Source organism: Clostridium sp. FP2 (assembly GCF_011065955.2).
GTDB lineage: Bacteria > Bacillota > Clostridia > Clostridiales > Clostridiaceae > Clostridium_AD > Clostridium_AD tagluense.
Genome location: NZ_JAAMNI020000001.1, coordinates 3,220,305 through 3,244,886, shown reverse-complemented (window position 1 = coordinate 3,244,886; position 24,582 = coordinate 3,220,305). Strand labels below are relative to the sequence as shown.

The following is a 24,582-nucleotide window of genomic DNA, read 5'->3' as shown; positions in this document are numbered from 1 at the left end:
TTTTGCTGTCAATAATTTAAAAAGCTATTAAAAAAAAGGAGAGATATTATGAATAATGTATCATTGATAGGCAGAATAACAAGAGATTTGGAACTAAAAGATTTTAATGATGGAAAAGGATTTTATACTAAATTTACATTGGCAATTAATAGAATACAACGTAAGGACTCACAACCTGAAGCCGATTTTATAAATGTTTTAGTATGGAATACACTAGCAGAAACTATGTGCAAATATTTAGGGAAGGGAAGCCAAATTGGTCTGACTGGTAGACTTTGCAGTAGCAGTTATACAGATAAAGATGGAAACAAAAAATATAGTATGGAAGTTGTAGCAGAGGATTTTAAATTTTTAGATAAAAAGAAAGAAATAGTATAATGTAAGTAAAACTAACAAGAGAAAAATTTACTATTACTAGATTATTTTTTACAATTAGTTAGAAAAGCAAATGCATTTGTAGTAATATATATATATGTACTAGTTTATATAATATGGAGGTGCGTTTATGAAGACTATTGTTGTAGCAGGAGGATGTTTTTGGGGTGTAGAAGCTTACATATCAAGAATAAATGGTATTATTGAAACTGTAGTTGGTTATGCTAATGGTTCAAAGAAAGATCCAACATATAATGAGGTTTGTACGGGAAACACAGGTCATGCAGAAGCATGCTTAATAAGTTACGATGAAAACATTATATCCCTTCAAAAAATATTAAATAAGTTTTGGGGAATAATAGATCCTACGGTTTCTAATAGGCAAGGGCCTGATGTAGGTAGTCAATATAGAAGTGGTATTTATTATACTGATAAAGTGGATTTAGATATTATATTAAAAACAAAAGATGAAGCCCAAGGTAAATATAATAAACCCATAGTTACAGAAATACAGCCTTTAGTTTGTTTTTATGATGCTGAAGATTATCATCAAAAGTATCTACAAAAAAATCCTGGAGGCTACTGCCACATTAATTTAAATGATGATTAAGTTAAAGAAAAGTTAAAGAAAAGTTAAAGAAAAGTTTAAAGACATAAAAATAAGGAAGTGTAAATTTTACACTTCCTTATTTTTATGTCTTTGTTGACTGTAACGTGAGTTATATTTTTAAGGAATAATTATGTATATATTATATCATTAGACAAGTTAAAAGAAAGGGTAGTGAATATATCATAAAATTTTACTTTGGAGGGGCTAATCAAATGAAAAAAGATTTCGACAATTGATTTTTTACTAATATACTTATATACTTCTTTATGAAGACTTAATTATATAGTAATTAAAATAATATTAGGAAGTGGTATAGTGGAAGAACGTTTGCAAAAATTCATGGCTAGATGTGGGGTTGCTTCAAGAAGAAAATGCGAGGAAATAATTACAGGTGGGAGAGTAAAAGTAAATGATTTTGTAGTTACAGAACTTGGACAAAAAGTTGACCCTGATAAAGATACTGTATATGTAGATAATAAAATTATCAATATAGAAGAAAATAAGGTTTATATTGCATTAAATAAACCTGAGGGAATAGTATCTACTGTAAAAGATGAAAAAGAAAGAAAAACCATTTTAGATTTAGTGAAGACAAAAGAAAGGATATACCCTATAGGGCGTTTGGACTATGATACATCTGGTTTAATTATATTAACTAATGATGGAGATATCTATAATAGGGTGATTCATCCAAGGCAAGCAATTAATAAAGTTTATATAGCGTTATTAGAAGGTTGCGCAACAGAGGAAGAAATATTTAAGTTCTGTAATGGCATAGATATTGACGGATATATTACAGCAGGATCAAATTTTGAAATGAATAAGAGAATTGGATTTAACAGCAAAGTTACAATTACTATTCATGAAGGAAAGAATCGTCAAATCAGAAAAATGTGTGAGGCCATAGATCATCCAGTTATTGCATTAAAAAGAGTTTCAGTTGGTGAGATTACACTGGGTAATATGGAAAAAGGTGAATGGAGAAACTTGACTGAAGAAGAAATAAGATATTTGAAGAATTTATAATTATTAAATGTCAGTAGTGTTTTGAAGAAATCAAGATATTATGGAGGAAATCTTAGTTGTTTAAGATAAAAAACAGCTAAGATTTCATAAGAAATGAATAATTTGTTGAAACTATGTTCAATAAATGATAAAATGAAATAAAAATTTCATTTATTTATATAATGAAATTTTTATTTCATTTTTTAAAAGTTAACATAGAAAGGATTGGGGTTATTATGGAAAACAACAAACAAGATTTGATGAGGGCTATTCAAGTGAAGTTTCCGCGTTTAAGTAAGGGACAAAAGTTAATAGCAGAATATATTTTAAAGCACTATGATAAGGCTGCTTTTATGACGGCTGCAAAATTAGGTTCTAGTGTAGGGGTAAGTGAATCTACAGTTGTAAGATTTGCTAATGAATTAGGTTTTAGTGGGTATCCAAAACTACAAAAATCTCTTCAAGAATTAATTAAAAATAAATTAACTACTGTGCAAAGAATTGAATTATCTAATGATTTTATTACGCAAGAAAATGCATTAAAAGGTGTATTAAAAGCTGATATGGAAAATATTCGCGCCACTCTTGAAAAGATAAATCATAAAACTTTTGAGGACGTAGTAAATTCACTATTTAAAGCTAAAAAAATATATATAATTGGCCTTAGAAGTTCCTCAGCATTGGCAGAGTTTTTAGCCTTTTATTTAAATCTAATTTTGGATAATGTTAAGGTTGTTGCCTATGGAGTTAGCGATATATTTGAACAAATAATTAATGTTTCTGAAGAAGACGTACTGATTGGAATAGGATTTCCAAGGTATGCTACAAGGACAATTGAAGCTTTAGCTTTTGCTAAAAGCAGAAATGCTGATGTTGTAGCAATTACGGATAGTTTATTATCTCCACTTGCAGCTAAAGCTGACTACACATTAATTGCCCAAAGTAATATGGCTTCCTTTGTTGATTCTTTAGTAGCGCCGCTTAGTGTAATAAATGCATTAATTATTGCTGTTGGACTTCGCGAAAAAGAAAAAATTTCAAGAACATTTTCTACTTTGGAAAGTATATGGGAAGAATATCAAGTTTACTCTTATAAAGATAAGAATGAAAGATAATCCCGATAAAATATTCCTTTAAAATAATTATATGTAAATGTTTACTCTTTTTTTAAAAAATAATGTTTTTTTTTAAAAATAAAGAAGGATTATTAAAAAACATATAGAATATACTATATATAAAGCAATTTAGTATGCATGATGGTATTAAATTGAATTTATACATTCATTTTTGGGAGGGATTAAGTTATGGAAACAAAAGCTTATATTCAACAGGTAATAGAAAATGTTAAAAAGAGAAATGCTAATGAACCAGAATTTTTACAAACAGTTCAAGAGGTATTAGGATCATTAGGACCAGTTTTAGAAAAACACCCAGAATATATGGAAGCAAATCTTTTAGAAAGATTTTGTGAGCCAGAAAGACAAATTATGTTTAGAGTACCATGGATAGATGATGCAGGCGTTAATCAGGTTAATCGTGGTTTTAGAGTGCAATTTAATGGATGTATAGGACCATTTAAAGGTGGTTTAAGATTCCATCCATCAGTTTACATAGGAATCATTAAATTCCTTGGATTTGAACAAATATTAAAGAATTCATTAACTGGACTTCCAATAGGTGGAGGTAAAGGTGGTTCTGATTTTGATCCAAAAGGAAAATCTGATGCTGAAATAATGAGATTCTGCCAAAGCTTTATGACTGAACTTTACAGACACATTGGACCAGATGTAGACGTTCCAGCTGGAGACATTGGTGTTGGTGGACGTGAAATTGGTTATTTATTTGGACAATACAGAAGAATCAAAGGAAATTTCGAAAATGGAGTTCTTACAGGAAAAGGATTATCTTATGGTGGAAGTATAGGAAGACCAAGTGCTACAGGATTTGGTATAGCTTATTACTGTGAAGAAATGCTTAAACATGAAGGAACAAGCTTTAAAGGCAAAACAGTAGCATCTTCAGGTTTCGGTAACGTTGCTTGGGGTCTTTGCAAAAAAGTTGAAGAATTAGGTGGTAAAGTAGTAACACTTTCTGGTCCAGACGGATACATATATGACCCAGCTGGAGTACTTGGCGAGAAGGTAGATTACATGGTTGAAATGTTAAACGTAAACAAAGGCGCAAGAGTTAAAGACTATGCTGACAAGTATGGTTGTGAATTCTTTGCTGGAGAAAAACCATGGAATGTAAAAGTTGATATAGTAATACCATGTGCTACTCAAAATGATATTCATATTGAGCATGCTAAACAAATAGTTGCAAATGGAATAACAATGGTTTGTGAAGGCGCTAATATGCCATGTACTAATGAAGCGGTTGAATACTTCTTAGAAAAGGGACTTAAAGTAGGACCATCTAAGGCTGCAAATGCAGGTGGAGTTGCTACATCAGCACTTGAAATGAGCCAAAATAGTATGAGATTATCATGGACTGAAGAAGAAGTTGATGCAAAATTACATGCAATTATGGTTAATATATACAACAATTGTAGAGATGCTGCAGAAGAATTTGGATTTGGTTATAATCTAGTTGCAGGAGCTAACATTGCAGGATTTGTTAAAGTTGCAGAAGCTATGCATTCACAAGGAAGTTATTAAGTATTAAGTAAACGTTTTTAAGAGAATCCCTTTATTGGGATTCTTTTTTTCGTTTCACTTGTTTTCATCTTTATAAGAGAGCTTACTAGGAAAATCTATGCATTATTTTAAATTATTTTATTTATTTTAAATAAGGTTAATAGATTAATATATTATATTAAGTTATAATGGTAAGTATTATAAGGGAGTGATTAAGTGTCAAAAATAATTATTATTGGAGGAGGACCAGCAGGTATGATGGCAGCTGTTACAGCTTCATCAAAACACGAAGTGGTACTCATTGAAAAGAATGAAAAATTAGGAAGGAAGCTTTATATAACAGGTAAGGGTAGATGTAATATTACAAATGCGAAGGATATCGGTGATTTTTTTGAAAATATACCATGTAATCCGCAGTTTTTATATAGTTCACTATATTCCTTTACTAACGAAGATACAATGAATTTCTTCAAAGAGTTGGGAGTTAACCTTAAAGTTGAAAGAGGAGATAGAGTATTTCCTGAGTCAGATAAGTCTTCAGATATTATAAAAGCTTTTAATACGGAATTAAAAAATAAAAAGGTTAAAGTACTATTAAACACAAAAGTGAAAAGGTTAATTAGAGATAATCAAAAGATTGTTTCCGTTGAGCTCGGTGATGGAAGTATTGTATTAGGGGATTACTTTATCTTATGTACTGGTGGTTTATCATATCCACAAACAGGTTCATCTGGTGAAGGCTTATCTTATGCCCGTGTGTTAGGACATAATATAATTAAACCTAGACCATCTCTAGTACCAATAGAGGCTGAGGAGGCTTGGATCCCGGATGTACAGGGTCTTTCTCTAAAGAATGTAGAATTAAGAATTACTAATAGTAAAAATAAGTGTCTATATAAAGAGTTTGGAGAAATGCTTTTTACTCATTATGGTATTTCAGGACCTATTGTTTTAAGTGGTAGTAGTTTTGTGAAAGAAGGAGTAAAATTAAAAGCTTTCATAAATCTAAAACCAGCTTTAAGTGAAGTTGAGCTTGATAAGCGAATTCAAAGCGATTTCATAAAATATGCAAACAAAGATTTTAGAAACTCATTAAATGATTTACTTCCTAGTAAATTAATTAATACAATAATCCAATTATCTAATATTGATGAAAATAAAAAAGTGAATTCTATTACCAAAGAAGAAAGAAAAGTCTTAGTGAATTTACTTCAAAATTTGACTCTTAACATAAAAGGTCTTCGCCCAATTGAAGAAGCAATTATAACTAGTGGTGGAGTAGATACGCTGCAAATAGATGCGTCTACTATGAAGTCAAAAGTAATTGATAATCTTTATTTTGCAGGCGAAATGATAGATGTAGATGCATATACAGGAGGTTATAACCTTCAAATAGCATTATCAACAGGCTATTTAGCTGGAAATAATGTAGGGGAAGACTAATACTATCATATTTATAAAGGGTGGGTGGAATATAATGAGAATTTCAGTTGCAATAGATGGACCTGCGGGTGCAGGAAAAAGTACTATTGCTAAAATAATAGGTGAAAAATTCAATCTTATGTATATTAACACAGGATCAATGTATAGAGCAGTTACACTTACGGCTATGAATGCAAATATCTCTGAAAAAAATGTAGATGATTTAGTTAAAATAGTAGCATCTTTAGAAATGCATTTTGAAGAGGATCATTTGTTTGTTAACAAGGAAGATTTGACAGAGCTTATAAGCATGCCTGTTATAAGCAATAATGTTTCAAAGTATGCAGCAGTTCCTAAAGTGAGAGAAATTCTTGTTAAGTTGCAACAGGATATAGCTAAAAAATTCAATGTTATTATGGATGGCCGCGATATTGGCACTGTTGTACTTAAAGATGCTACTTTTAAATTTTATTTAACTGCAAGCAGTGAAGAGAGAGCTAAAAGAAGATATAAAGAGCTAATTACTAAGGGCATAGATGTTGATTATGACACCATTTTAAGCGATATTATAAAAAGGGATTATATTGATACCCATAGAGAAGTTAGTCCACTAAAAAAAGCAATAGATGCTATAGAGATTGATTCTAATGATTTAGATATTGATGGGGTAGCACAAAAAATGATAGATTATATTAATTCAAATATTAAAAATAATAATTAGTATTTTGTGAGATACCTTAATAAGGAGGAGGCAGAATGAAAAAAATAACACTTGCAGATTCAGCTGGCTTTTGCTTTGGAGTTAAACGAGCAGTAGATACGGCTTTAAAAATGAAAGAGAAGTACAAAAGTGAAATCTATACACTAGGACCACTTATTCATAATAATGATGTTGTGGATTTTTTAAAGGAAAATCTAATATTCCCTATAGAACTTGATAATATTGATAGCTTAAAAGAAAATGATACAATCATTATTAGATCACATGGAGTATCTGAAAAAGCGTTAAATGTTTTAAAAAAACATAAACTTAATATAATAGATGCAACATGTCCCTATGTAGAAAATATTCACAAAAAGGTAAAGAAATACTACGATTTGGGATATAGTATTATTATTGTAGGAGATAAAAATCATCCTGAAGTTATTGGAATTAATGGATGGTGTAATGACTCAGCTTTAATACTTAAGAGTGGCGATCCCATTTTTAATATACCCAATAAAGTATGTGTTGTATCTCAGACAACTGAAAGGCAATCTACCTGGGAAGAGGTATTAGCTGTGCTTATAAAAACCAGTAAAGAAATAGTTGCATTCAATACTATTTGTAGTGCAACAGAAGTTCGTCAAAAGTCTGCAGAGGAAATATCAACAAAAGTTGATGCTATGGTAGTTATTGGCGGGTTTAATAGTTCAAACACTACAAAACTTTATGAAATATGCAAAAAAAATTGCGAGAATACAGTACATGTAGAAAATTTATCAGGTATCCCGGATGAATTTATAAAAGATGGGAATTTAAAAAATATAGGTGTTACAGCAGGAGCTTCTACACCAGATTGGATTATTAAGGAAGCAATTATAAAAATCAATTCTGGTAAATAGGTTTATAAAATTATAATGTTTACTATAAGAACGTGTAGCATAAATTATGCATACACGTTTTTTATTATTTATTGGGCTTCTAAAATTGTGGAATCATAAATAGGTTCTAAATAAATATCTTATTTGAAAATTATTGAATACTAAATAAAATTAAGTAATATAATTTAATAGCACTATTATGGGGAGAGAAAAAATTGAAAGGGAATACCAAGACAGCTCAGCACTTTAAAATAATTAACAATAAAGAGATGCAAATATTAATAAGCGTAATGCATAAGTACAATATCCAATTAGTAACTGCAGAAAAAATTAGAGGTGCATACAAAATTACCGCAGATAGTGGCAATTTCTCTTTAAAGAGAATAAAACATGGAAGAAATAAAGCTAAAAATGGTTGTCTTTTAACAGAAGAGTTAATATTTAATAAATTTACAAATATAGCCAAATATTTCAGAACAAAGGAGGGAGATTTTTATGTAAGGTATAAAAGTAGTATATTCTACTTAACAGAATGGCTAGAAGGCTGTGAATGTGATTTAACTGATATTGATGAAGCTGTAAATTGTACAAAACTTTTAGCCGAATTTCATAATAAATTAAATAAAATTGACCATAACAAAATTCATATAGGAAGAAATTTAAATAATTGGCCAAAGATTTTCGCTAGTAATTTAAATAATCTTGAAAAATTCAAAAAAATAATTATTAGCAAAAGGATAAAAAATGATTTTGATGTGCTTTTTCTAGGAGGAATTGATAACTTTTATAATAGAGGATTGTTAGCCATTAACATGATAAATAAGTCACAATATTATAAACTATCAAAAGTAGCAAATGATGGTAAAACAATATGCTACAAAGACTTTTATAATCAGAATATAATTAAAAAGGAGGGAGAGTACTTTATAACTGACCTTGATAGTATTATAATTGATTTACAAATAAGTGATCTAGGAACGCTTATTAGGAGGTTGATGTTTAAAAAATCTTATGGATGGAACTTTGATTTTGCCAAAGCTCTAATTGAAGCTTATAATTCCATTAATAAATTGTGCAAAGAAGATTTAGAAATAATGTTTGCATTAATAATTTTTCCTCAAAAATTTTGGAGGTTAGGATATAGAAGGTATATAGATCAAAAAAAATGGTCCGAGACTAAATATTTGCATAAGCTAAAGAGGATTTTAAGCTACAGTGAAAATCAAGAGAAATTTTTTGCTGATTATTTGATTTTCTTGCAAGAATATTTATAAATAACAATAAATTTATTGTAAAAATATTATTAATAGATTTATAATTAGAATTGTACTATACTTTATCAGTAATCAAATATATTTAAAAATAAAAATTAATGGAGTAAAGCTAAATGTATAAATCAATAAGTCTAACTTTAAAAAATATTAATAAATTTAGAAAAATTTCTCAATTTAATACTAACTTTAGTTTGTCAAATCAAGATTTTTTTCAGCTTTATGATAACAGCAATATTATCCAAAGAATGTTTTTAAGGAAAAATGTAAACCTACTATTAGAAAAAAATACTTATATAGGTTATATATGGTTTGAAAAACATAATAAACATCATAGTTCTATTAACTCAATAAATGTAATCGGAGATAATAATTCAATTTATTATTATGAAACTTTAATAGGTCCATTGAAAAATGATAGTTTAATAACTTATGAATGTGAAGATAATGCAGTAAATATAGATATTTTAAGTAAATTAGGTTTTATTAGAGCTAAAGGTTTTATGGAACTTGAAAAACAGTGCACAGAATATATTAGTACCGCCCAGCCTAAGAACATTAGTTTTTCTATAGTAGAAAAGGATAAAGATGAAAAAGCACGATGTTTATTACAAAATGATATATTTAACAACGATGATAGAATTCCAATAGATATAGAAGATATTTATTATGATGAAGCACAGGAATATTATTTTGATAAAGGTGCAATATTTATTGAGCTAGACAAAATACCAATTGGATATGGTCAAATTATAATTGAAGATAAGGTGGCAATCATAGTAAATTTTGGGATTGTAAGAAAATATAGAAAAGAAGGATATGGGAAAGTGCTACTGTGCTATTTGCTTAATATAGCTAGGGAAAATGACTTTTCTAAAGTGTCTCTGAAGGTAGATTCTAATAATGTTGATGCTTTTAGATTATATAGTTCACTTGGCTTTAATATTAAAAGAGAATTATATACCTGGGAAAAAACTAGACTTCAATAATATAAAAGGAGGTATTAGTACCTCCTTTTATATTATTCTATGTTTATTTAATTCTATATATTTTTCAAGAGCTATCCCTGAGATTTCAATAGCATCTTTTAATGTAGGGTAATGCAATAGGATAATATAGCTAGTCCATTAGTTGCATAGAAACCTTCTGCAGGTGCAACCATTACTGCCTTATTATTATAATTGAAGGATGTTAATAACTATTTAGCGTGCTTTTTCATACTTCCTTAGAAGCTTAACGAATAACTCAGGAACCTTTTCCATGTTTTCTGGAGTTTCTACGAATGCAATACGCATCTGAGTGCTGCCTGGATTAGCCTGGCCGGGTTTAAGGTCATAGAAACCTTTCATAGGTGCTACCAAAAGAGTTGTTTCTACTCCATTTAAGTCCACAGAACCTTCCTGGGCACAATACATAACAAATTTGATTGAATCAAATCCTGGTTTTACAACATTTCTAACATCAACTACTGAATATATAGATGAATCAGGGCTAGAAACAATCAGACCAGGGTCCAGTTCTCTTAGACCGTTATAGAATTTAAACATGATATTTTTGTAATACTCACGAAGGCCTTTGCACCATCCATCAATCTGCTGCTTGCTTTCATGAGCCAGTGCTCCGAAGATATACTGACCTATTACATTGGCGCAAAGATTAGCAGTATATTCAGCTACTGACTGAGTATGGAACTCTTCATTATCAGTGATTAAAGCTCCTATTCTTAAACCGCAGGCACTCCATACCTTTGATGCGGTATCAATGCTTATTCTTCTGCCTTCTATGCCAGGTACATCTGCATCAGTGATTCCCCAAATGCTTACCAGGTCACCGTCAACATAAAACAGTCCACGATAAGCTTCATCGCTGATCATCCACATATTATATTTTACGCATATTTTAGCAAGCTCTTTAAGCGTTGCATAGTCGTAGAGCTGTCCTGTAGGATTGTCGTAAGGTATTACAAGAAGTGCTCCAGGATTGTGCTTTTTAATGGTTTCTTCAATTTTGTCAAGCTCTGGAAGGCTGAACTTGCCATCAGCTCCTAAATTACGTTTTACTGTAACAGTTTTACGTCCGATTCTTTCTGCAAAAGAAATATAATTTGTATAGGCTGGGTCAATCATCATAAGAGGTTTATCATCGGTGCCTGCATCTCCGCAAACGCCAAGTAATAAAAGTTCCATACCTGAGGATCCGCCATCGGTTACCTGAACAAATAGTTTACTAGTATCAAAACCTTGGCACCTTAGGATGTTTTTAAATGCATCTTTAGCTTCGGCTACACCGGCAGTACCTGAATATCTTACAATACCCTTTGCAAATGGGCTTTCAGGTGCATCCAATGAAAACATCCTTTTTTGCATAGCAGGATTTGTTGGTAGGGAAACGTTTCCAATTGCTACATTGACTAATGCAGGTTTAACTGTGCGCTCATCAAATTTGATTTGACCAAGTCTGACGTCTGATGGCATCCTTTTCTTAAAATGTTCTGACAGTATTGGTTTGTTCATAAAAATACCCCCTAAAAATATAATTATAATTTATAAAATAGTTACCTTCATATAATATTATATCAGGTTAATTAGATTATTGCTATAATGCTCAATTTATGGTAAATGAGTACTAAACCGCTAAAAACGGTAACAGGCGAATTCTAATCCCTATAATTTAATTTTTTTGTAATAGAATATAAATAAGTATCTTAATTAAATAAGATACTTATTTGTTATAATGCACACTTCCTAAATTTAAAACTATTTAAATTCTCTTATTATAATTTCTGCAGGTACATAGGGTACTGTTATATTTACCATATTACTATGGGCACACATATAAAAATAACTCCTGTCACCTATACAATCATATTGTAATTGCTTACTTCTAAAATTTTCATCTTTTTTTGCATCATACATATAAAATCACTCCTCTTTAGTTATATTACCCAAAAATCAGAAATTTAATGTAATAGCTAAATAAATGAATATTAGAGATAAGCGGAAAATAAAGAACATAATTTACGTATAGTTTTTTTATGTATTACAATACAATAGGACTACTATTATTAAAATCTAATTTAAATATATATTTCAAGTAAATTAATTAAATGATTAAATACATTGAAATATTAAAAATACCTTTAAAAAAACCTACACATTATATATAATGGGTAGATAGTAATACTTTTTTTATAAAGGAGAATGCACTAATGAATGAAATACTTAACTATTATATAGAAACATGGGGTTGTCAGATGAATGAGGAGGATTCCGAAAAATTATCCGGTATGCTAATACCTATGGGATATAAAAAAACTACGGATAAGGAAGCTGCTGATATAATTATTTTCAATACCTGTTGTGTTAGAGAGAATGCAGAGCAAAAGGTTGATGGGAACATAGGAGCTCTAAAGAATATGAAAAAACAAAATCCAAACCTTATAATAGCAGTTACTGGATGTATGATGCAGCAGGAAGGTATGGCTAAACATATAATCACTAAATTTCCATTTGTAGATATTATTATTGGAACACATAATGCTTATAAATTTCCTGAGTACTTAAAAAGAATACAAGGCGGAGAGTCCTCTATTGTAGAAATTTGGGATAAAGAAGGCGCTATAATCGAAGGAATGCCAATAGACAGGGAAAGTAGTATAAAAGGCTTTGTTACTATTATGTATGGTTGCAATAATTTTTGTACTTATTGCATAGTTCCTTATGTAAGAGGGCGAGAGCGAAGTAGAACTCCAGAAGATATTATAAGTGAAATAAAAACTTTGGTTTCAGAGGGTTATAAAGAAATAACCGTACTTGGTCAAAATGTTAATTCATATGGCAAGGGATTAATTCCTCAAATAAATTTTGCAGAGTTACTCAGAAGGATTAACGATATTGAGGATTTAGAGAGAATAAGATTTATGACATCTCACCCAAAGGATTTATCTATTGAGGTAATAGAAGTAATAGCTGAGTGCGATAAAATTTGTGAGCAAATTCATTTACCAGTACAATCAGGTTCAACTAATCTTTTAAACAAAATGAATAGACACTACGATAGAGAGCAATATTTGGAATTAGTTAAAAACATTAAAAATATACTGCCAAGTGTTGGACTCAGTACAGATATTATCGTTGGATTTCCAGGAGAAACAGAAGAAGACTTTGCAGAAACATTAAGTCTTATGGAAGAGGTGAAATTTGATTTAGCATTTATGTACCTTTATTCTAAAAGAAAAGGAACTCCCGCAGATGAAATGCTAGACCAAATACCAGATAAAATTAAGCATGAAAGATTTAATAGATTAATCGAAGTTGTTAATAGAACTTCTAAAGAAAAAAACATAGAATATGTAGGAAAAATTGTAGAAGTACTGGTTGAAGGTTTTAGTAAAAATGATAAAAGCAAATTAACTGGAAGAACAAGAACAGGAAAATTAGTTAATTTTGAAGGCAATTACAAAGCTATTGGAGAGCTGGTATCAGTTCAAATAACCAATGCACATTCTTTTTCACTTATGGGTGAAGAAATATTAGGCGCATAGACAAGCAAGGGGGCATTATAAGTGGCATTAACTCCAATGATGGTACAATATTTTGAAATAAAAGAAACCTGCACGGACTGTATACTGTTTTTTAGATTAGGTGACTTTTATGAAATGTTTTTTACAGATGCAGAGCTTGCAGCAAAAGAATTAGAACTGGTGCTTACAGGTCGTGACTGTGGACTAGAGAAAAGGGCACCTATGTGCGGGATTCCATACCATGCAGCAAATACCTATGTGGGTAGGCTAATTGCTAAAGGATATAAGGTTGCTATATGTGAACAAGTAGAAGATCCAGCAGTGGCAAAGGGTATAGTTAAAAGAGATATAATTAAAATAATAACGCCAGGTACCTACACTGATTCTGGTTTTTTAGAAGAAAGTAAAAATAATTATGTTATGAGTATTTACATTGATAAAAAAACTAATTTCTGTGGACTTTGTTTTTGTGATGTATCAACAGGTGAATTTAGTTGCACGGATACTAAACTAAGCCTTGTTAATATATTAGATGAAATTTCAAAATTTAGTCCAAAAGAAATTATTGTATCAGAGGATATATCGGGCGAGATGCTAAGTGCCATCAAAGAAAGATTTAATGTATCCTATTCATCTTATCCAAATGATTATTTTATAACAAAAGACTACACTTTAATAAAAAACCAGTTTAACAATTTTTGTGAAATCACCTTGTCAGAAGAATTACTGAGAAGTATTACAGGACTTCTCAGCTATATTATGGATACTCAAAGAAATTCTCTGTCACACATAGATACTATAGAATATTATGACATTTTAGATTATGTAAGTTTGGATGCGAATTCCAGGAGGAATTTGGAGCTCACAGAAACACTAAGAGATAAAACTAAGAAAGGTTCGCTGCTTTGGGTATTAGATAGAACAAATACTGCAATGGGTGCTAGAAGGCTCCGCAAATGGTTAGATCAACCACTAATAAATAAAGCGTTAATAGAAGAGAGATTAGAGGTCGTTTCGGAATTAAAAAGTAATATATCCAGCCATGAAGATTTAAAAGATGTACTTACTGATATATATGATATAGAAAGACTTGTAGGAAAAATTTCTTCTAAAAATGTTAATGCAAAAGAATTGATTTCTCTTAAAAATTCTATAGAAAAAATACCAAAGATTAAATTGATTTTAGCAGGACTTAATAGTAAATTAATGAGGAAAATATATTTAGGTTTAGACGACTTAAAAGATATATATGATACTTTAAATAAGTCCATTATTGAAAATCCAGCTATTTCTATTAAAGAGGGAAATATTATTAAAGAAGGATTAAATACTGAAATAGATGAGCTAAGGCTAGCTAAGGCTCATGGTAAGGAATGGATTGCTACCTTAGAAAATGATGAGAAGGGCATAACTGGAATAAGATCACTAAAAGTAGGATATAACAGAGTATTTGGTTATTATATTGAAATAACAAAAGCAAATATTCCACTAATACCTGAGGGCAGGTATATACGAAAACAAACACTATCTAATGCAGAAAGATATATTACTCCTGAACTTAAGGAAATGGAAGAAAAGATTTTAGGTGCAGAAGAAAAATTAGTAAATCTTGAATACGAGGTATTTACAGGTATTCGTGAAGAGATTGAAAAGCACGTTGAAAGAATGAAAAATACTGCTCAGCTAATATCAGAAATTGATTGTTTAAGCTCCCTTGCTACAATTGCCCTTGAAAATAATTATACAAAACCTGAAATAAATACAAAGGGTATTTTTAATATTGTGGGGGGAAGGCATCCAGTAGTTGAGAAAATGATGCCCACAAATACTTTTATTGAAAATGACACATATATGGATACTGTAGATAATCAATTACTATTAATAACGGGACCTAACATGGCTGGTAAATCTACCTATATGCGTCAAGTGGCCTTAATAACTATTATGGCTCAATTAGGGAGCTTTGTTCCTTGTGCGTCAGCTGATATATCTATATGTGATAAGATATTTACTAGGATAGGAGCTTCAGATGATCTTGCTGCTGGTAAAAGTACTTTTATGGTAGAAATGTGGGAAGTATCCAATATACTACAAAATGCAACTAATAGAAGTTTAGTTTTACTTGATGAGGTAGGTCGCGGAACTAGTACTTATGATGGACTAAGTATTGCTTGGTCTGTAATTGAGTATATTTGTAAGAATTTAAGCTTGAGGAGTAAAACCTTATTTGCTACTCACTATCATGAGTTAACAAAACTTGAGGGTATGATTAAGGGTGTTAAAAATTATTCTGTAGCTGTAAAAAAAATCGAAAATGAAATTGTGTTCATAAGAAAAATTGTACCTGGGGGGGCTGATAAATCCTATGGTATAGAGGTGGCAAAGCTTGCAGGCCTTCCAAAAGATGTAATTACCAGGGCAAGCGAAATATTAGAAGTACTAGAGAATCTTAATAATACTGAAATTGATTTAATCGACAAGAAAACTTCAAGTAAAAAAACTAATAATAAGAATGAAAAAAAGCTTGTTGAAACTGCAGTCAAAGAAGCAGCTATAGATTATGAACCTAATATAGTAAAAGATGAAATCATTCAAATTAATTTTACAGACATAGAGAAAGATAATATATTAAATGAAATTAAAAACATAAATATCCTTAATCTAACACCAATGGATGGCTTTAATAAGCTATATGAGTTAGTTAATAGAGCTAAGTTGCTATAATAGCGAAGGATGTGAGTTATCATGAGAATCAATATATTAGAAGTTGAAACTTCTAATAAAATTGCTGCAGGTGAAGTGGTAGAGCGCCCTTCCTCAGTAGTAAAGGAGTTAGTGGAAAATAGCATAGATGCAGGTGCTAAAAATATTATCGTGGAGATTTTTGAGGGTGGTCAAAAAAATATAAAAGTAATTGATGACGGCGCTGGAATACATATAGATGATATAGAAAAGGCATTTTTGCCTCATGCCACTAGTAAAATAAAATATGTTGAAGACATCTATAATATACACACCTTAGGTTTTAGAGGAGAGGCATTAGCAAGTATTGCCTCTGTATCTAAAACTACATTAAATAGTAGAACTAGAGAATCAACGGTAGGCAAAGAAATATCTCAGTCCTCAGGGGACATACTATACGTTAAAGAAATAGGATGTAATATTGGTACAACTATAGAAGTTAAGGATTTATTTTTTAATGTTCCTGCAAGACAAAAGTTCTTAAAATCACCTCAAAGAGAAGCAGCTTTAATATCAGATATTTTAGGAAGACTAGCACTTGCTAACAATGAAATTTCTTTTAAGCTAATCAATAATGATAAAAAGGGTTTAACTACCTATAGCTCTACAAACATTTGTGATACCATCAGATATATATATGGCAAAGAGGTTGTAGATAATGTTACAAGTTTTGAAAAGTTGGGCGATATAATGTCCGTTCATGGATATATTGGTAATGCAGAAATAAGTCGCGGAAGTAGAAATAGGCAAAGTATTTTTGTTAATAAAAGGTATGTTAAAAGCAGTCTAATTACCGCAGCTGTAGAAAATGCTTTTAAATCTTTTTTGACTATAAATAAGTTTCCTTTTTTTCTTATATTTCTGGACATTTTTCCTGAGTATATAGATATAAATGTTCACCCACAAAAAACTGAAATTAAATTTCAAGAGGACAAAGCTGTATTCAAAATTGTTTTTGATGCGGTGCATACAGCAATTGCTGATAGCTTGCGAGGCAATTTCACCATAGAAGAAGAGGATAATGAAAATTATGTTGGAAAAGAAATAGAAAAAAATACCTTGAGAAGTCAAATTTATGATTTTAACAGGATAGTAATAGATGAAAAAGATAAGCAGGAATTAGAAAAACAGGTTCAAATCCCATTAGATTTTAATTATAAAACAGTAAATGATGAAAGGGATAATTTGTATGGTGGAAATACTTATGAATTACCTAATGAAGATGTGCGTGAAAATATTAAAGAGAACTATGGCATTAATTATGATATGAGTAAGGAGCCTTCCGCACATGAAATTTCTAAAATCTCAAAGTTTCCTGAGCTACGAATTATTGGGCAATTTAATAAAACCTATATTATAGGTGAGGTATACAATGAACTTTACCTAATTGACCAACATGCAGCTCATGAAAAAATACTGTTTGAGAAATATAAAAGTGAAATTATAAATTCAGAGGTGATATCTCAGATTTTACTTACGCCAACAGTAATAGAACTTAGCCAAGATGATTACGCATACTACGTTGAAAATGAAGCGGTGTTTAAGAATTCTGGTTTTGATATTATAGAATTTGGTGAAAACACAATAAGTATAAAGGAAGTTCCTATTATACTTGGTAAACCAGATATTAAAAATCTCTTTAATGAGATCTTGGATAATTTAAAAAATATGGGCACAGGTAAAACTGTAGAAATTAAGTATACACGTATAGCAACACTTGCTTGCAAGGCAGCTGTAAAAGCAAATAATCAGCTGTCAGAATTGGAAATGAATAAATTAATCAATGATTTAAGATATATTGATGAGCCATTTACTTGTCCTCATGGAAGGCCTACAATAATAAAAATAACACTAAATGAACTAGAAAAAAAATTTAAAAGAATACAATAGAGAAAAGGTGGAAAAATGAAAGATTTATTTATTTTAGCAGGTCCTACAGCTATAGGCAAAACGGAAATTTCTATAAAGCTGGCACAAAGGTTAAATGGAGAGGTTATATCAGCGGATTCAATGCAAATATACAAATATATGGATGTTGGTTCTGCTAAAATTTCAAAAGTGGAGATGAGGGGAGTTCCTCATCATTTAATAGATATAATAGAGCCAAGTGAAGGATTTAGTGTGGCAGAGTTTAAAGAAAAGGCTGAAAGTGCTATTAAAGAGATAACTTATAAAAATAAACTTCCAATGATAGTTGGTGGAACTGGCTTTTATATAAATTCACTAATATATAATTATAGCTTTGCTGATACTAATAAAGATGAAGAATATAGAGATTACCTTACAGAACTTGCAAATACAAAGGGAAATGAATATGTACATACCTTGCTTAAAGATATCGATGAAGAATCCTACAATAAACTATATCCTAATGATTTAAAAAGAGTTATTAGAGCTTTAGAAGTTTATAAAGTCAGTGGTAAACCCATGAGCGAGTTTAAAGAGGAGCAAAACCTTTTAGATATCCCTTATAATGTACATTATTTTGTGCTAAATATGGATAGACAAAAGCTATATAGTAGAATAAATTCCCGTGTAGATATAATGATGGAAAAAAATTTAATCCAGGAAGTTATAAAATTAAAAGAAATGGGCTATAATTCAGATATGCAGTCAATGAAGGGCATAGGATACAAAGAGATATTATATTATTTAAACCATGAAATATCCTTAAATGAGGCTATAGAAATGATTAAACAAGGAAGTAGAAATTACGCTAAAAGACAACTTACCTGGTTTAGAAAAGATCCACGAATAAATTGGATTAATAAGGATGATTTTAACAATGATGATGAAATCGTAGAATATATTGCAAGTAAGTTAGATTCTATGAAAAAATTATAAATTACTATATTTTCATAAAATAAAAAGGATTTTTAGGTTATTTATAGAATATTCTTAAAATACATATTATGGAGGTGTGCTATGAATAAATCTACTAATAATTTACAGGATATAATTTTGAATGGGTCAAGAAAAAATAGAATACCTGTTACTTTATATTTGACAAATGGTTTTCAGTTAAAGGGAAATGTTACAGGGTTTGATAGTTTCACAGTAATATTAAATTGCGATGGAAAACAAATGATGATATATAAACATGCTATTTCTACTATAACTCCATTAAAACCAATATTGTTTAACGACATTTCAGAAGGAAAGTCACCACTTCTATAAGTGAGAGTTACAAGCTATAACAAATAGAAAACTTTAGGGGGAGTCTAAATCTCCTTTTGAAGTCGTTAATATTTTAGCATCGCAGATGATGATTTAATGATATTTCAGAAGGAAGCCCTTCAGAGGAGTAGTATAAAATTATAAAACATACCTTGCATATTAAGGTATGTTTTTATATTTTTTATGTGTATATTCAAAAAAGCTTCAATTAGCTCTTTTTTAATTTCTCCTGATATTTCAAATAAATATTTACCCAAGATACCCTACAAAAATTCGCCTAATCTCATCATATTCTATTCTTATATTTTAACAATTATTTTCATATACTGCTTGCTCTATATCCTTTAATGTAATACCTTTATGTTGAAGTTTTTCTAACCAGTTACTATCTTTAAGAATAACAACTATGTCTTCAAAGCTTTTACCTAAATGCTCTCCCCATTGTTTGCCTAACGCTACCTCAAAAGCTTGGGCTATATAAAGGGCCTTTTCAATTGGTAGGTCTACTTCTAATTTTACTGCTAAATGTGCTAAAACAATATAACTTTTCCACCCTTTATCAAGAAGCCTCCATTTTCCACTATCGCCTGCTATAAAACTTTTCTCCTCCAACACCTGTAATTTTTTATTAATTTCCGCTTCGCTAAATTCAAGTTTTTCATAGAAAAAATTAGTAATTACACTATCTTCATTCAACATTAATTCGAGTATTTTAAGAGAAAGTTCATTATTTATAGGTGAAAAACAACTTATAATATTTTCTACTCCTCTTAATAAATATGGTAGGCAGACAGGAGATGCATTTGTTACATACCACCTAGCTTTGCCATTTTCATTTTTCTCCCAACAAGCCATTACAGCTAAATTTTTTTGTCCTCTCTCCTTACATAGCTTCTGAATAATTGATAAAATCTCATCTTGTCCACACACTGCAGAAGAGCATGCTTGAGCGTGTTCTTCTGCAGACATCTCATTTTTTTCAATTTCCTTTAATTTTTTCTTAAGATTATTGATCTCCCATCTAATTTTATATGCTTCTTCATTCATTTATATCTTCTCCTTTTATCATCATCCTTAATTTAATTTTACTACCATTTTTATGCATAGTAAACTTAAAATGGTATAGAATTGTAATATTAATAATAAAATTAATACTAAATTAGGATGCACTAAGGATTATCCATTTGTTGAATCAGGGATTTTGAATTAGTGATATTTTAGAAATATAGGCCATCGTGAATCTTAGTATATATATAATCTTTGAATTTATGATAAATTATGGTATTATTAGAGCGTAAACATAAAATAAAATAAAATAAAAATGCGTGTAAAGAAGAGATCATATATCGTTAGCAGGAAGATAATTTTTCGGGAGAGTGATTTACAGATGAAGTTTGTAGACATAGAAAATTGGGAAATAAAGTTACCACTATCTGTTTAAATTGATGTTACATTTTTAAAAAAGAAAGAGAAGTAGATTAATTACACGAAAACAATAATTCAAATTAAGGATTTAAATATGGAGGTTAAAAATGCTGAGTTACCGTAAATTTGATAAAGAGAGTGATTATAATATTATGCGATGTATAGTGCAGCATAATTGTGCGCAAACTGGACATTTATATCCCCAGCTGCATATAGGCAATCTAGATTTTGAAAGATATGCCTTCGAAGAAAGTCCAGATATATTGTATAAGACAACATGGTTTGTGTCTGATAACAAAATGGAAATTGGTTTTATCACAGTGGAGAAAGATGAATTTTACATTACCCTTCTTTTAGAATTTGAACACCATACAGAATATATATTGGATTATATAGAGCATAATTATTTTATTCACGGGGATACAATCACAACTGACGCAAATAGTGAGGACAAGCTATTAAGTAATATTTTGGAAGAGCGAGGGTATACCAAAACAGATAGATCTCGTTTTAATGGTATATGTGATTTATCTAAAATATCCATATGTTCGCCATTGCCAGATGGATTCAGCATGCGTCTATCGCAGATGAAGGATGTAGAAAGACGTGCAGAAATATTTGGACTCGCTACCGGAGGAATAGGAACAACAGCAGAAAGATATGAAAGAATGATGAATTCGCCATCATATTGTTATGCAATGGATTTGGTAGTTCAGACGGATAAGGCAGAGATAATTGCTTACTGTACAATTTGGGAGGACCCTGTCAGTAAGATAGCAATATTAGAGCCTGTTGCATGCGTAGAGGAACATCGACGTAAAGGTATTATGAAAAGTACTTTATTATATGGGATGAACCTACTGAAAGAGCGTGGAACCAAATATATATATGTTGGCACAGGAGGCCGTAATATCGCTTCACAGACTTTGTACAAGAGTGTAGGCTTTTTAGCATACGGTATAAACTGTGAATGGCAGAAGACAGTATAATTTTTATTGTTTAACTTTTATAAAACTTCTTTTGAGAATATCTTTAAATTAAGACTTCAGGTAGGATAGCTTTTGGTTGGTGGGAAGAGAGTACTCGGAATAAATGTAGCTGTGATGATTAATAGAGTATAAAAATGGTGATTGAACATTAAATAACAGGGGGATTAATGAAAGGTGTCTCCTTGTATTTTTAAAGTCAAATAACATTAGTTAAATGCTAGTGTTATTTTTTTGTTATTTTATAAGATTAAAGAATATGTAAGGTTAATGAAAGAGTGAAATTTCGGTTTAATTTACTTTTCATGTAAATAAAGAAGGAAAATAATAGGAATTTATAGAAATATGCTTAGGGGATATATTGAACTTGTACTCTAATGTGAAACAATAATAATTTATATGTAATTTTAGGTTGCATGGAGGGGAGATTGTTTTGGAAAATAAAATAATAAATTTAGCAATAAAGCAAATGAAATTGATGAATCGTACAGGTCATGTCTACAGTTTTTTTAATTGCAGCTATAGTAATTGCTTTCAAAATATGGTATAATAAGTTAATAAAGTAACCAAGTAGGAGGCAGCGAAATGAAATTACTTTGTAAATGTGGTAATGTTGAAGATATAAAAACTGATAAGTTGATTGAAAGGTATGAATTTAAAACTATTGATGATGGTACTTTAATTTTAGTCTGCAAAAGCTGTAACGAAGTAGTATTTATAAGGTTAAAGAACAGTTAATTGAACTCTGGGGTAATCTCAGAGTTTTATTTTTACCTATTTTTACAAATAATGAAGGGAAAGATGGGTTAATGTTGAATTAATATACACCAGAGGGGTGGGGTATACATATGGGACATGTTATGGCTGGGGAAATAAGTGAAACAGCTAATACATAACAACATTAAAGGAGGAATAGGATTTAATGTCAGCGTTAAAAAAATATAAAAAGAGAAAAACTCAATATAATCTATTGGGTAAGAAGCAACAGAAGCGTATAAATAATATAAGCATCTTACGATTTGTTATTTTTGTCCTAGGGCTTATAATTTTAATAAGAACGTATACTTTGAGAAGGTATTACTTATTTGCTTTAGTAGGGTTAGTTACGATTATTTTATTTTGTTATTTAGCCTATTTACATAAAATCATGGAGAATAGAAAAAAATACACAACTGCATTATATGAAATAAATGAAACTTCCATAAAACGATTTAATGGAGACTGGAAACACTTTGAAGATACTGGTGAAGACTTTATAAATGAAAATCATAACTATTCATATGATCTTGACATTTTTGGCAAGGGCTCTTTATTCCAATGGATAAATGTAGCCTATACTTATATTGGAAGAGAAAAGCTTAAAGAGATATTCACGGAAAAACCTCAAAATGAACAGAGCATATATGATAGACAATCTGCAGTTAAAGAACTTGAACAAAAGATATATTTTAGACAAAGGCTTGAGGCAGAAGGAAAAATAGTTTGCAGCAACAAACAGAATCCCAAAGAGCTTTTTTCGTGGATAAAAGAAAGAAATAATTATATATTAAAAAAGCCAGTAATTTGGTTTTTAAGAATCTTTTCAATGGTGACCACGCTAACTACCTTAACCGTGGTAGTTAGAATAATGGACTATGTGCTAGCAGCTTTATTTGATATTGATAGAAGTGCGCCAAAAATATTTTATTTAATTCCATATTATATACCTATTTTATTAATTATGATTCAATCCATTGTTCTAAGGATAAAAAAACAAGATAGAATGAAGAATTTAATTATTGCTGAAAAATATAACGATAATATAAAAACATATAGAAATATGCTTAGACATATAGAAAAGCACAAATTTAAATCAGGGTATATTGTGAATTTATGTGAAAAACTTTATGATAATGAGGGGCGAAGTGCGTCTAAACAGATTGATGCTTTTTCTAAAATTTGTGAAGTTATAGCCAATAGGCGTAATACGCTATACCCTATTTTAAATCTCATTCTCATGATAGAATATCACTGGACTATTTCTATTGAAAGGTGGAAGATAAAATCAGAGAATGAATTTGAAAAGTGGATTAATACAATAGGCGAATTAGAAGCTTTGTGTAGTATTGCAGTTATCAAATATGATAATCCCTATTGGAGTATGCCAAGGATTGTAACGGGGCCATCAATGATTACAGCTAAAAATATGGGGCATCCACTTTTAGGAGAAAAACGGGTATGCAATAACCTAAAGGTAGAAGCACCACATCCAGTTATACTTATAACAGGTTCTAATATGTCCGGGAAGAGTACATTTATGAGAACTGTGGGAATTAATATTGTATTAGCTTATGCTGGGGCTCCGGTATGTGCAGAGCAGTTTTATTGTACTATTATGGATCTTTATAGTTGTATGAGGGTAAGTGATAATCTAGGGCAAAGTATATCTTCCTTTTATGCAGAAATATTAAAAATTAAAAATATCGTTAAGGCTTCAAAAGATGAAAAACAAGTACTGTTTTTATTAGATGAAGTTTTTAAAGGAACCAATTCAAGGGATAGACACACTGGAGCTATGGTTTTGGTAAAACAACTAAGTAAAACTGGAAATCTAGGATTTATATCCACACATGATTTAAAGCTCGGCGAAATGGAAAATCATAAAAATTCAAAAATTAAGAACTATCATTTTTCTGAATATTATAGAGAGAATGAAATTCATTTTGATTATAAATTAAAAATTGGAGTTTCACCTACAAGAAATGCCATATACTTAATGAAGTTAGCTGGTATTGAAATAGATGAAAGCAATTAGATGTATATCATGAAAAATTAGTGTTACAAAGAT

Annotated in this window: 20 protein-coding genes and 1 pseudogene; 18 read left to right on the top strand and 3 right to left on the bottom strand. The window is 30.2% G+C overall.

The features are described 5' to 3' along the window. Nucleotides 1–48 precede the first annotated feature (48 nt). From G9F71_RS15595 to G9F71_RS15550, 10 genes and pseudogenes are all read left to right on the top strand, one after another. Nucleotides 49–378 (top strand): single-stranded DNA-binding protein, encoded by a 330-nt coding sequence (locus tag G9F71_RS15595; protein ID WP_164944164.1) that lies wholly within the window; start codon nucleotides 49–51, stop codon nucleotides 376–378. Nucleotides 379–505: 127 nt separating this feature from the next. Further along, nucleotides 506–985 (top strand): peptide-methionine (S)-S-oxide reductase MsrA, encoded by a 480-nt coding sequence (gene msrA, locus G9F71_RS15590; RefSeq protein ID WP_164950205.1) that lies wholly within the window; start codon nucleotides 506–508, stop codon nucleotides 983–985. A gap of 315 nt (nucleotides 986–1,300) precedes the next feature. Further along, the gene (locus G9F71_RS15585) at nucleotides 1,301–2,011 is read left to right on the top strand and encodes a pseudouridine synthase (protein WP_164950206.1); all 711 of its coding nucleotides are present in this window, start codon (nucleotides 1,301–1,303) and stop codon (nucleotides 2,009–2,011) included. Nucleotides 2,012–2,226: 215 nt separating this feature from the next. Further along, nucleotides 2,227–3,105, top strand: coding sequence for a MurR/RpiR family transcriptional regulator (locus tag G9F71_RS15580; protein ID WP_124999141.1), 879 nt, complete (start codon nucleotides 2,227–2,229; stop codon nucleotides 3,103–3,105). A 189-nt stretch (nucleotides 3,106–3,294) separates the two neighbouring features. Continuing rightward, nucleotides 3,295–4,647, top strand: coding sequence for an NADP-specific glutamate dehydrogenase (gene gdhA / locus G9F71_RS15575; protein WP_164950207.1), 1,353 nt, complete (start codon nucleotides 3,295–3,297; stop codon nucleotides 4,645–4,647). A gap of 195 nt (nucleotides 4,648–4,842) precedes the next feature. After that, entirely contained in the window at nucleotides 4,843–6,069 is a 1,227-nt protein-coding gene (locus tag G9F71_RS15570) for an NAD(P)/FAD-dependent oxidoreductase (RefSeq protein WP_164950208.1), read from the top strand. 34 nt (nucleotides 6,070–6,103) lie between these two features. Next, on the top strand, nucleotides 6,104–6,769 hold the full coding sequence (gene cmk, locus G9F71_RS15565; RefSeq protein WP_164950209.1) for a (d)CMP kinase: 666 nt from the start codon (nucleotides 6,104–6,106) through the stop codon (nucleotides 6,767–6,769). A gap of 35 nt (nucleotides 6,770–6,804) precedes the next feature. After that, nucleotides 6,805–7,644 (top strand): annotated as a pseudogene (locus tag G9F71_RS15560) (4-hydroxy-3-methylbut-2-enyl diphosphate reductase); the annotation flags it as partial. Nucleotides 7,645–7,847: 203 nt separating this feature from the next. Then, on the top strand, nucleotides 7,848–8,906 hold the full coding sequence (locus G9F71_RS15555) for a CotS family spore coat protein (RefSeq protein ID WP_224626425.1): 1,059 nt from the start codon (nucleotides 7,848–7,850) through the stop codon (nucleotides 8,904–8,906). Nucleotides 8,907–9,019: 113 nt separating this feature from the next. Beyond that, nucleotides 9,020–9,892, top strand: a complete 873-nt coding sequence (locus G9F71_RS15550) for a GNAT family N-acetyltransferase (protein WP_164950211.1) — start codon at nucleotides 9,020–9,022, stop codon at nucleotides 9,890–9,892. Between the two features lie 213 nt (nucleotides 9,893–10,105). On the opposite strand, the gene G9F71_RS15545 is transcribed toward G9F71_RS15550, so the two are convergent. After that, the gene (locus tag G9F71_RS15545; protein WP_164950212.1) at nucleotides 10,106–11,416 is read right to left on the bottom strand and encodes a pyridoxal phosphate-dependent aminotransferase; all 1,311 of its coding nucleotides are present in this window, start codon (nucleotides 11,414–11,416) and stop codon (nucleotides 10,106–10,108) included. A 243-nt stretch (nucleotides 11,417–11,659) separates the two neighbouring features. Beyond that, complete coding sequence (locus tag G9F71_RS15540; RefSeq protein WP_164944156.1) at nucleotides 11,660–11,818, bottom strand: hypothetical protein; 159 nt, start codon at nucleotides 11,816–11,818, stop codon at nucleotides 11,660–11,662. Nucleotides 11,819–12,111: 293 nt separating this feature from the next. Between G9F71_RS15540 and miaB the strand changes: the two genes are divergently transcribed. From miaB to hfq, 5 genes are all read left to right on the top strand, one after another. Then, a complete protein-coding gene (gene miaB / locus G9F71_RS15535) occupies nucleotides 12,112–13,446 on the top strand; it encodes a tRNA (N6-isopentenyl adenosine(37)-C2)-methylthiotransferase MiaB (protein WP_164950213.1) in 1,335 nt (444 codons plus the stop codon). A 21-nt stretch (nucleotides 13,447–13,467) separates the two neighbouring features. Further along, nucleotides 13,468–16,149, top strand: coding sequence for a DNA mismatch repair protein MutS (gene mutS, locus G9F71_RS15530; protein ID WP_164950214.1), 2,682 nt, complete (start codon nucleotides 13,468–13,470; stop codon nucleotides 16,147–16,149). A gap of 21 nt (nucleotides 16,150–16,170) precedes the next feature. Next, nucleotides 16,171–18,057, top strand: coding sequence for a DNA mismatch repair endonuclease MutL (mutL, locus tag G9F71_RS15525; RefSeq protein ID WP_187353484.1), 1,887 nt, complete (start codon nucleotides 16,171–16,173; stop codon nucleotides 18,055–18,057). Between the two features lie 15 nt (nucleotides 18,058–18,072). Then, nucleotides 18,073–19,011: a tRNA (adenosine(37)-N6)-dimethylallyltransferase MiaA gene (gene miaA, locus G9F71_RS15520; protein ID WP_164950215.1), complete on the top strand. Its 939-nt coding sequence runs from the start codon at nucleotides 18,073–18,075 to the stop codon at nucleotides 19,009–19,011. A gap of 81 nt (nucleotides 19,012–19,092) precedes the next feature. Further along, a complete protein-coding gene (gene hfq / locus G9F71_RS15515) occupies nucleotides 19,093–19,344 on the top strand; it encodes an RNA chaperone Hfq (protein WP_164950216.1) in 252 nt (83 codons plus the stop codon). A 306-nt stretch (nucleotides 19,345–19,650) separates the two neighbouring features. Here the strand turns inward: hfq and G9F71_RS15510 are convergent, their stop codons facing one another. Beyond that, entirely contained in the window at nucleotides 19,651–20,391 is a 741-nt protein-coding gene (locus tag G9F71_RS15510) for a hypothetical protein (RefSeq protein WP_164950217.1), read from the bottom strand. A gap of 485 nt (nucleotides 20,392–20,876) precedes the next feature. On the opposite strand from G9F71_RS15510, the gene G9F71_RS15505 reads away from it, so the two are divergent. The 3 genes from G9F71_RS15505 (at nucleotide 20,877) to G9F71_RS15495 (ending at nucleotide 24,549) form a co-directional block, all read left to right on the top strand. Further along, nucleotides 20,877–21,758 (top strand): GNAT family N-acetyltransferase, encoded by an 882-nt coding sequence (locus G9F71_RS15505; protein WP_164950218.1) that lies wholly within the window; start codon nucleotides 20,877–20,879, stop codon nucleotides 21,756–21,758. Between the two features lie 582 nt (nucleotides 21,759–22,340). Continuing rightward, nucleotides 22,341–22,493 carry a hypothetical protein gene (locus G9F71_RS15500; RefSeq protein WP_164943911.1) on the top strand — a complete coding sequence of 51 codons (153 nt, stop codon included), beginning with the start codon at nucleotides 22,341–22,343 and terminating at the stop codon, nucleotides 22,491–22,493. Nucleotides 22,494–22,677: 184 nt separating this feature from the next. Then, entirely contained in the window at nucleotides 22,678–24,549 is a 1,872-nt protein-coding gene (locus G9F71_RS15495; protein WP_164950219.1) for a MutS family DNA mismatch repair protein, read from the top strand. Nucleotides 24,550–24,582: the final 33 nt, after the last annotated feature.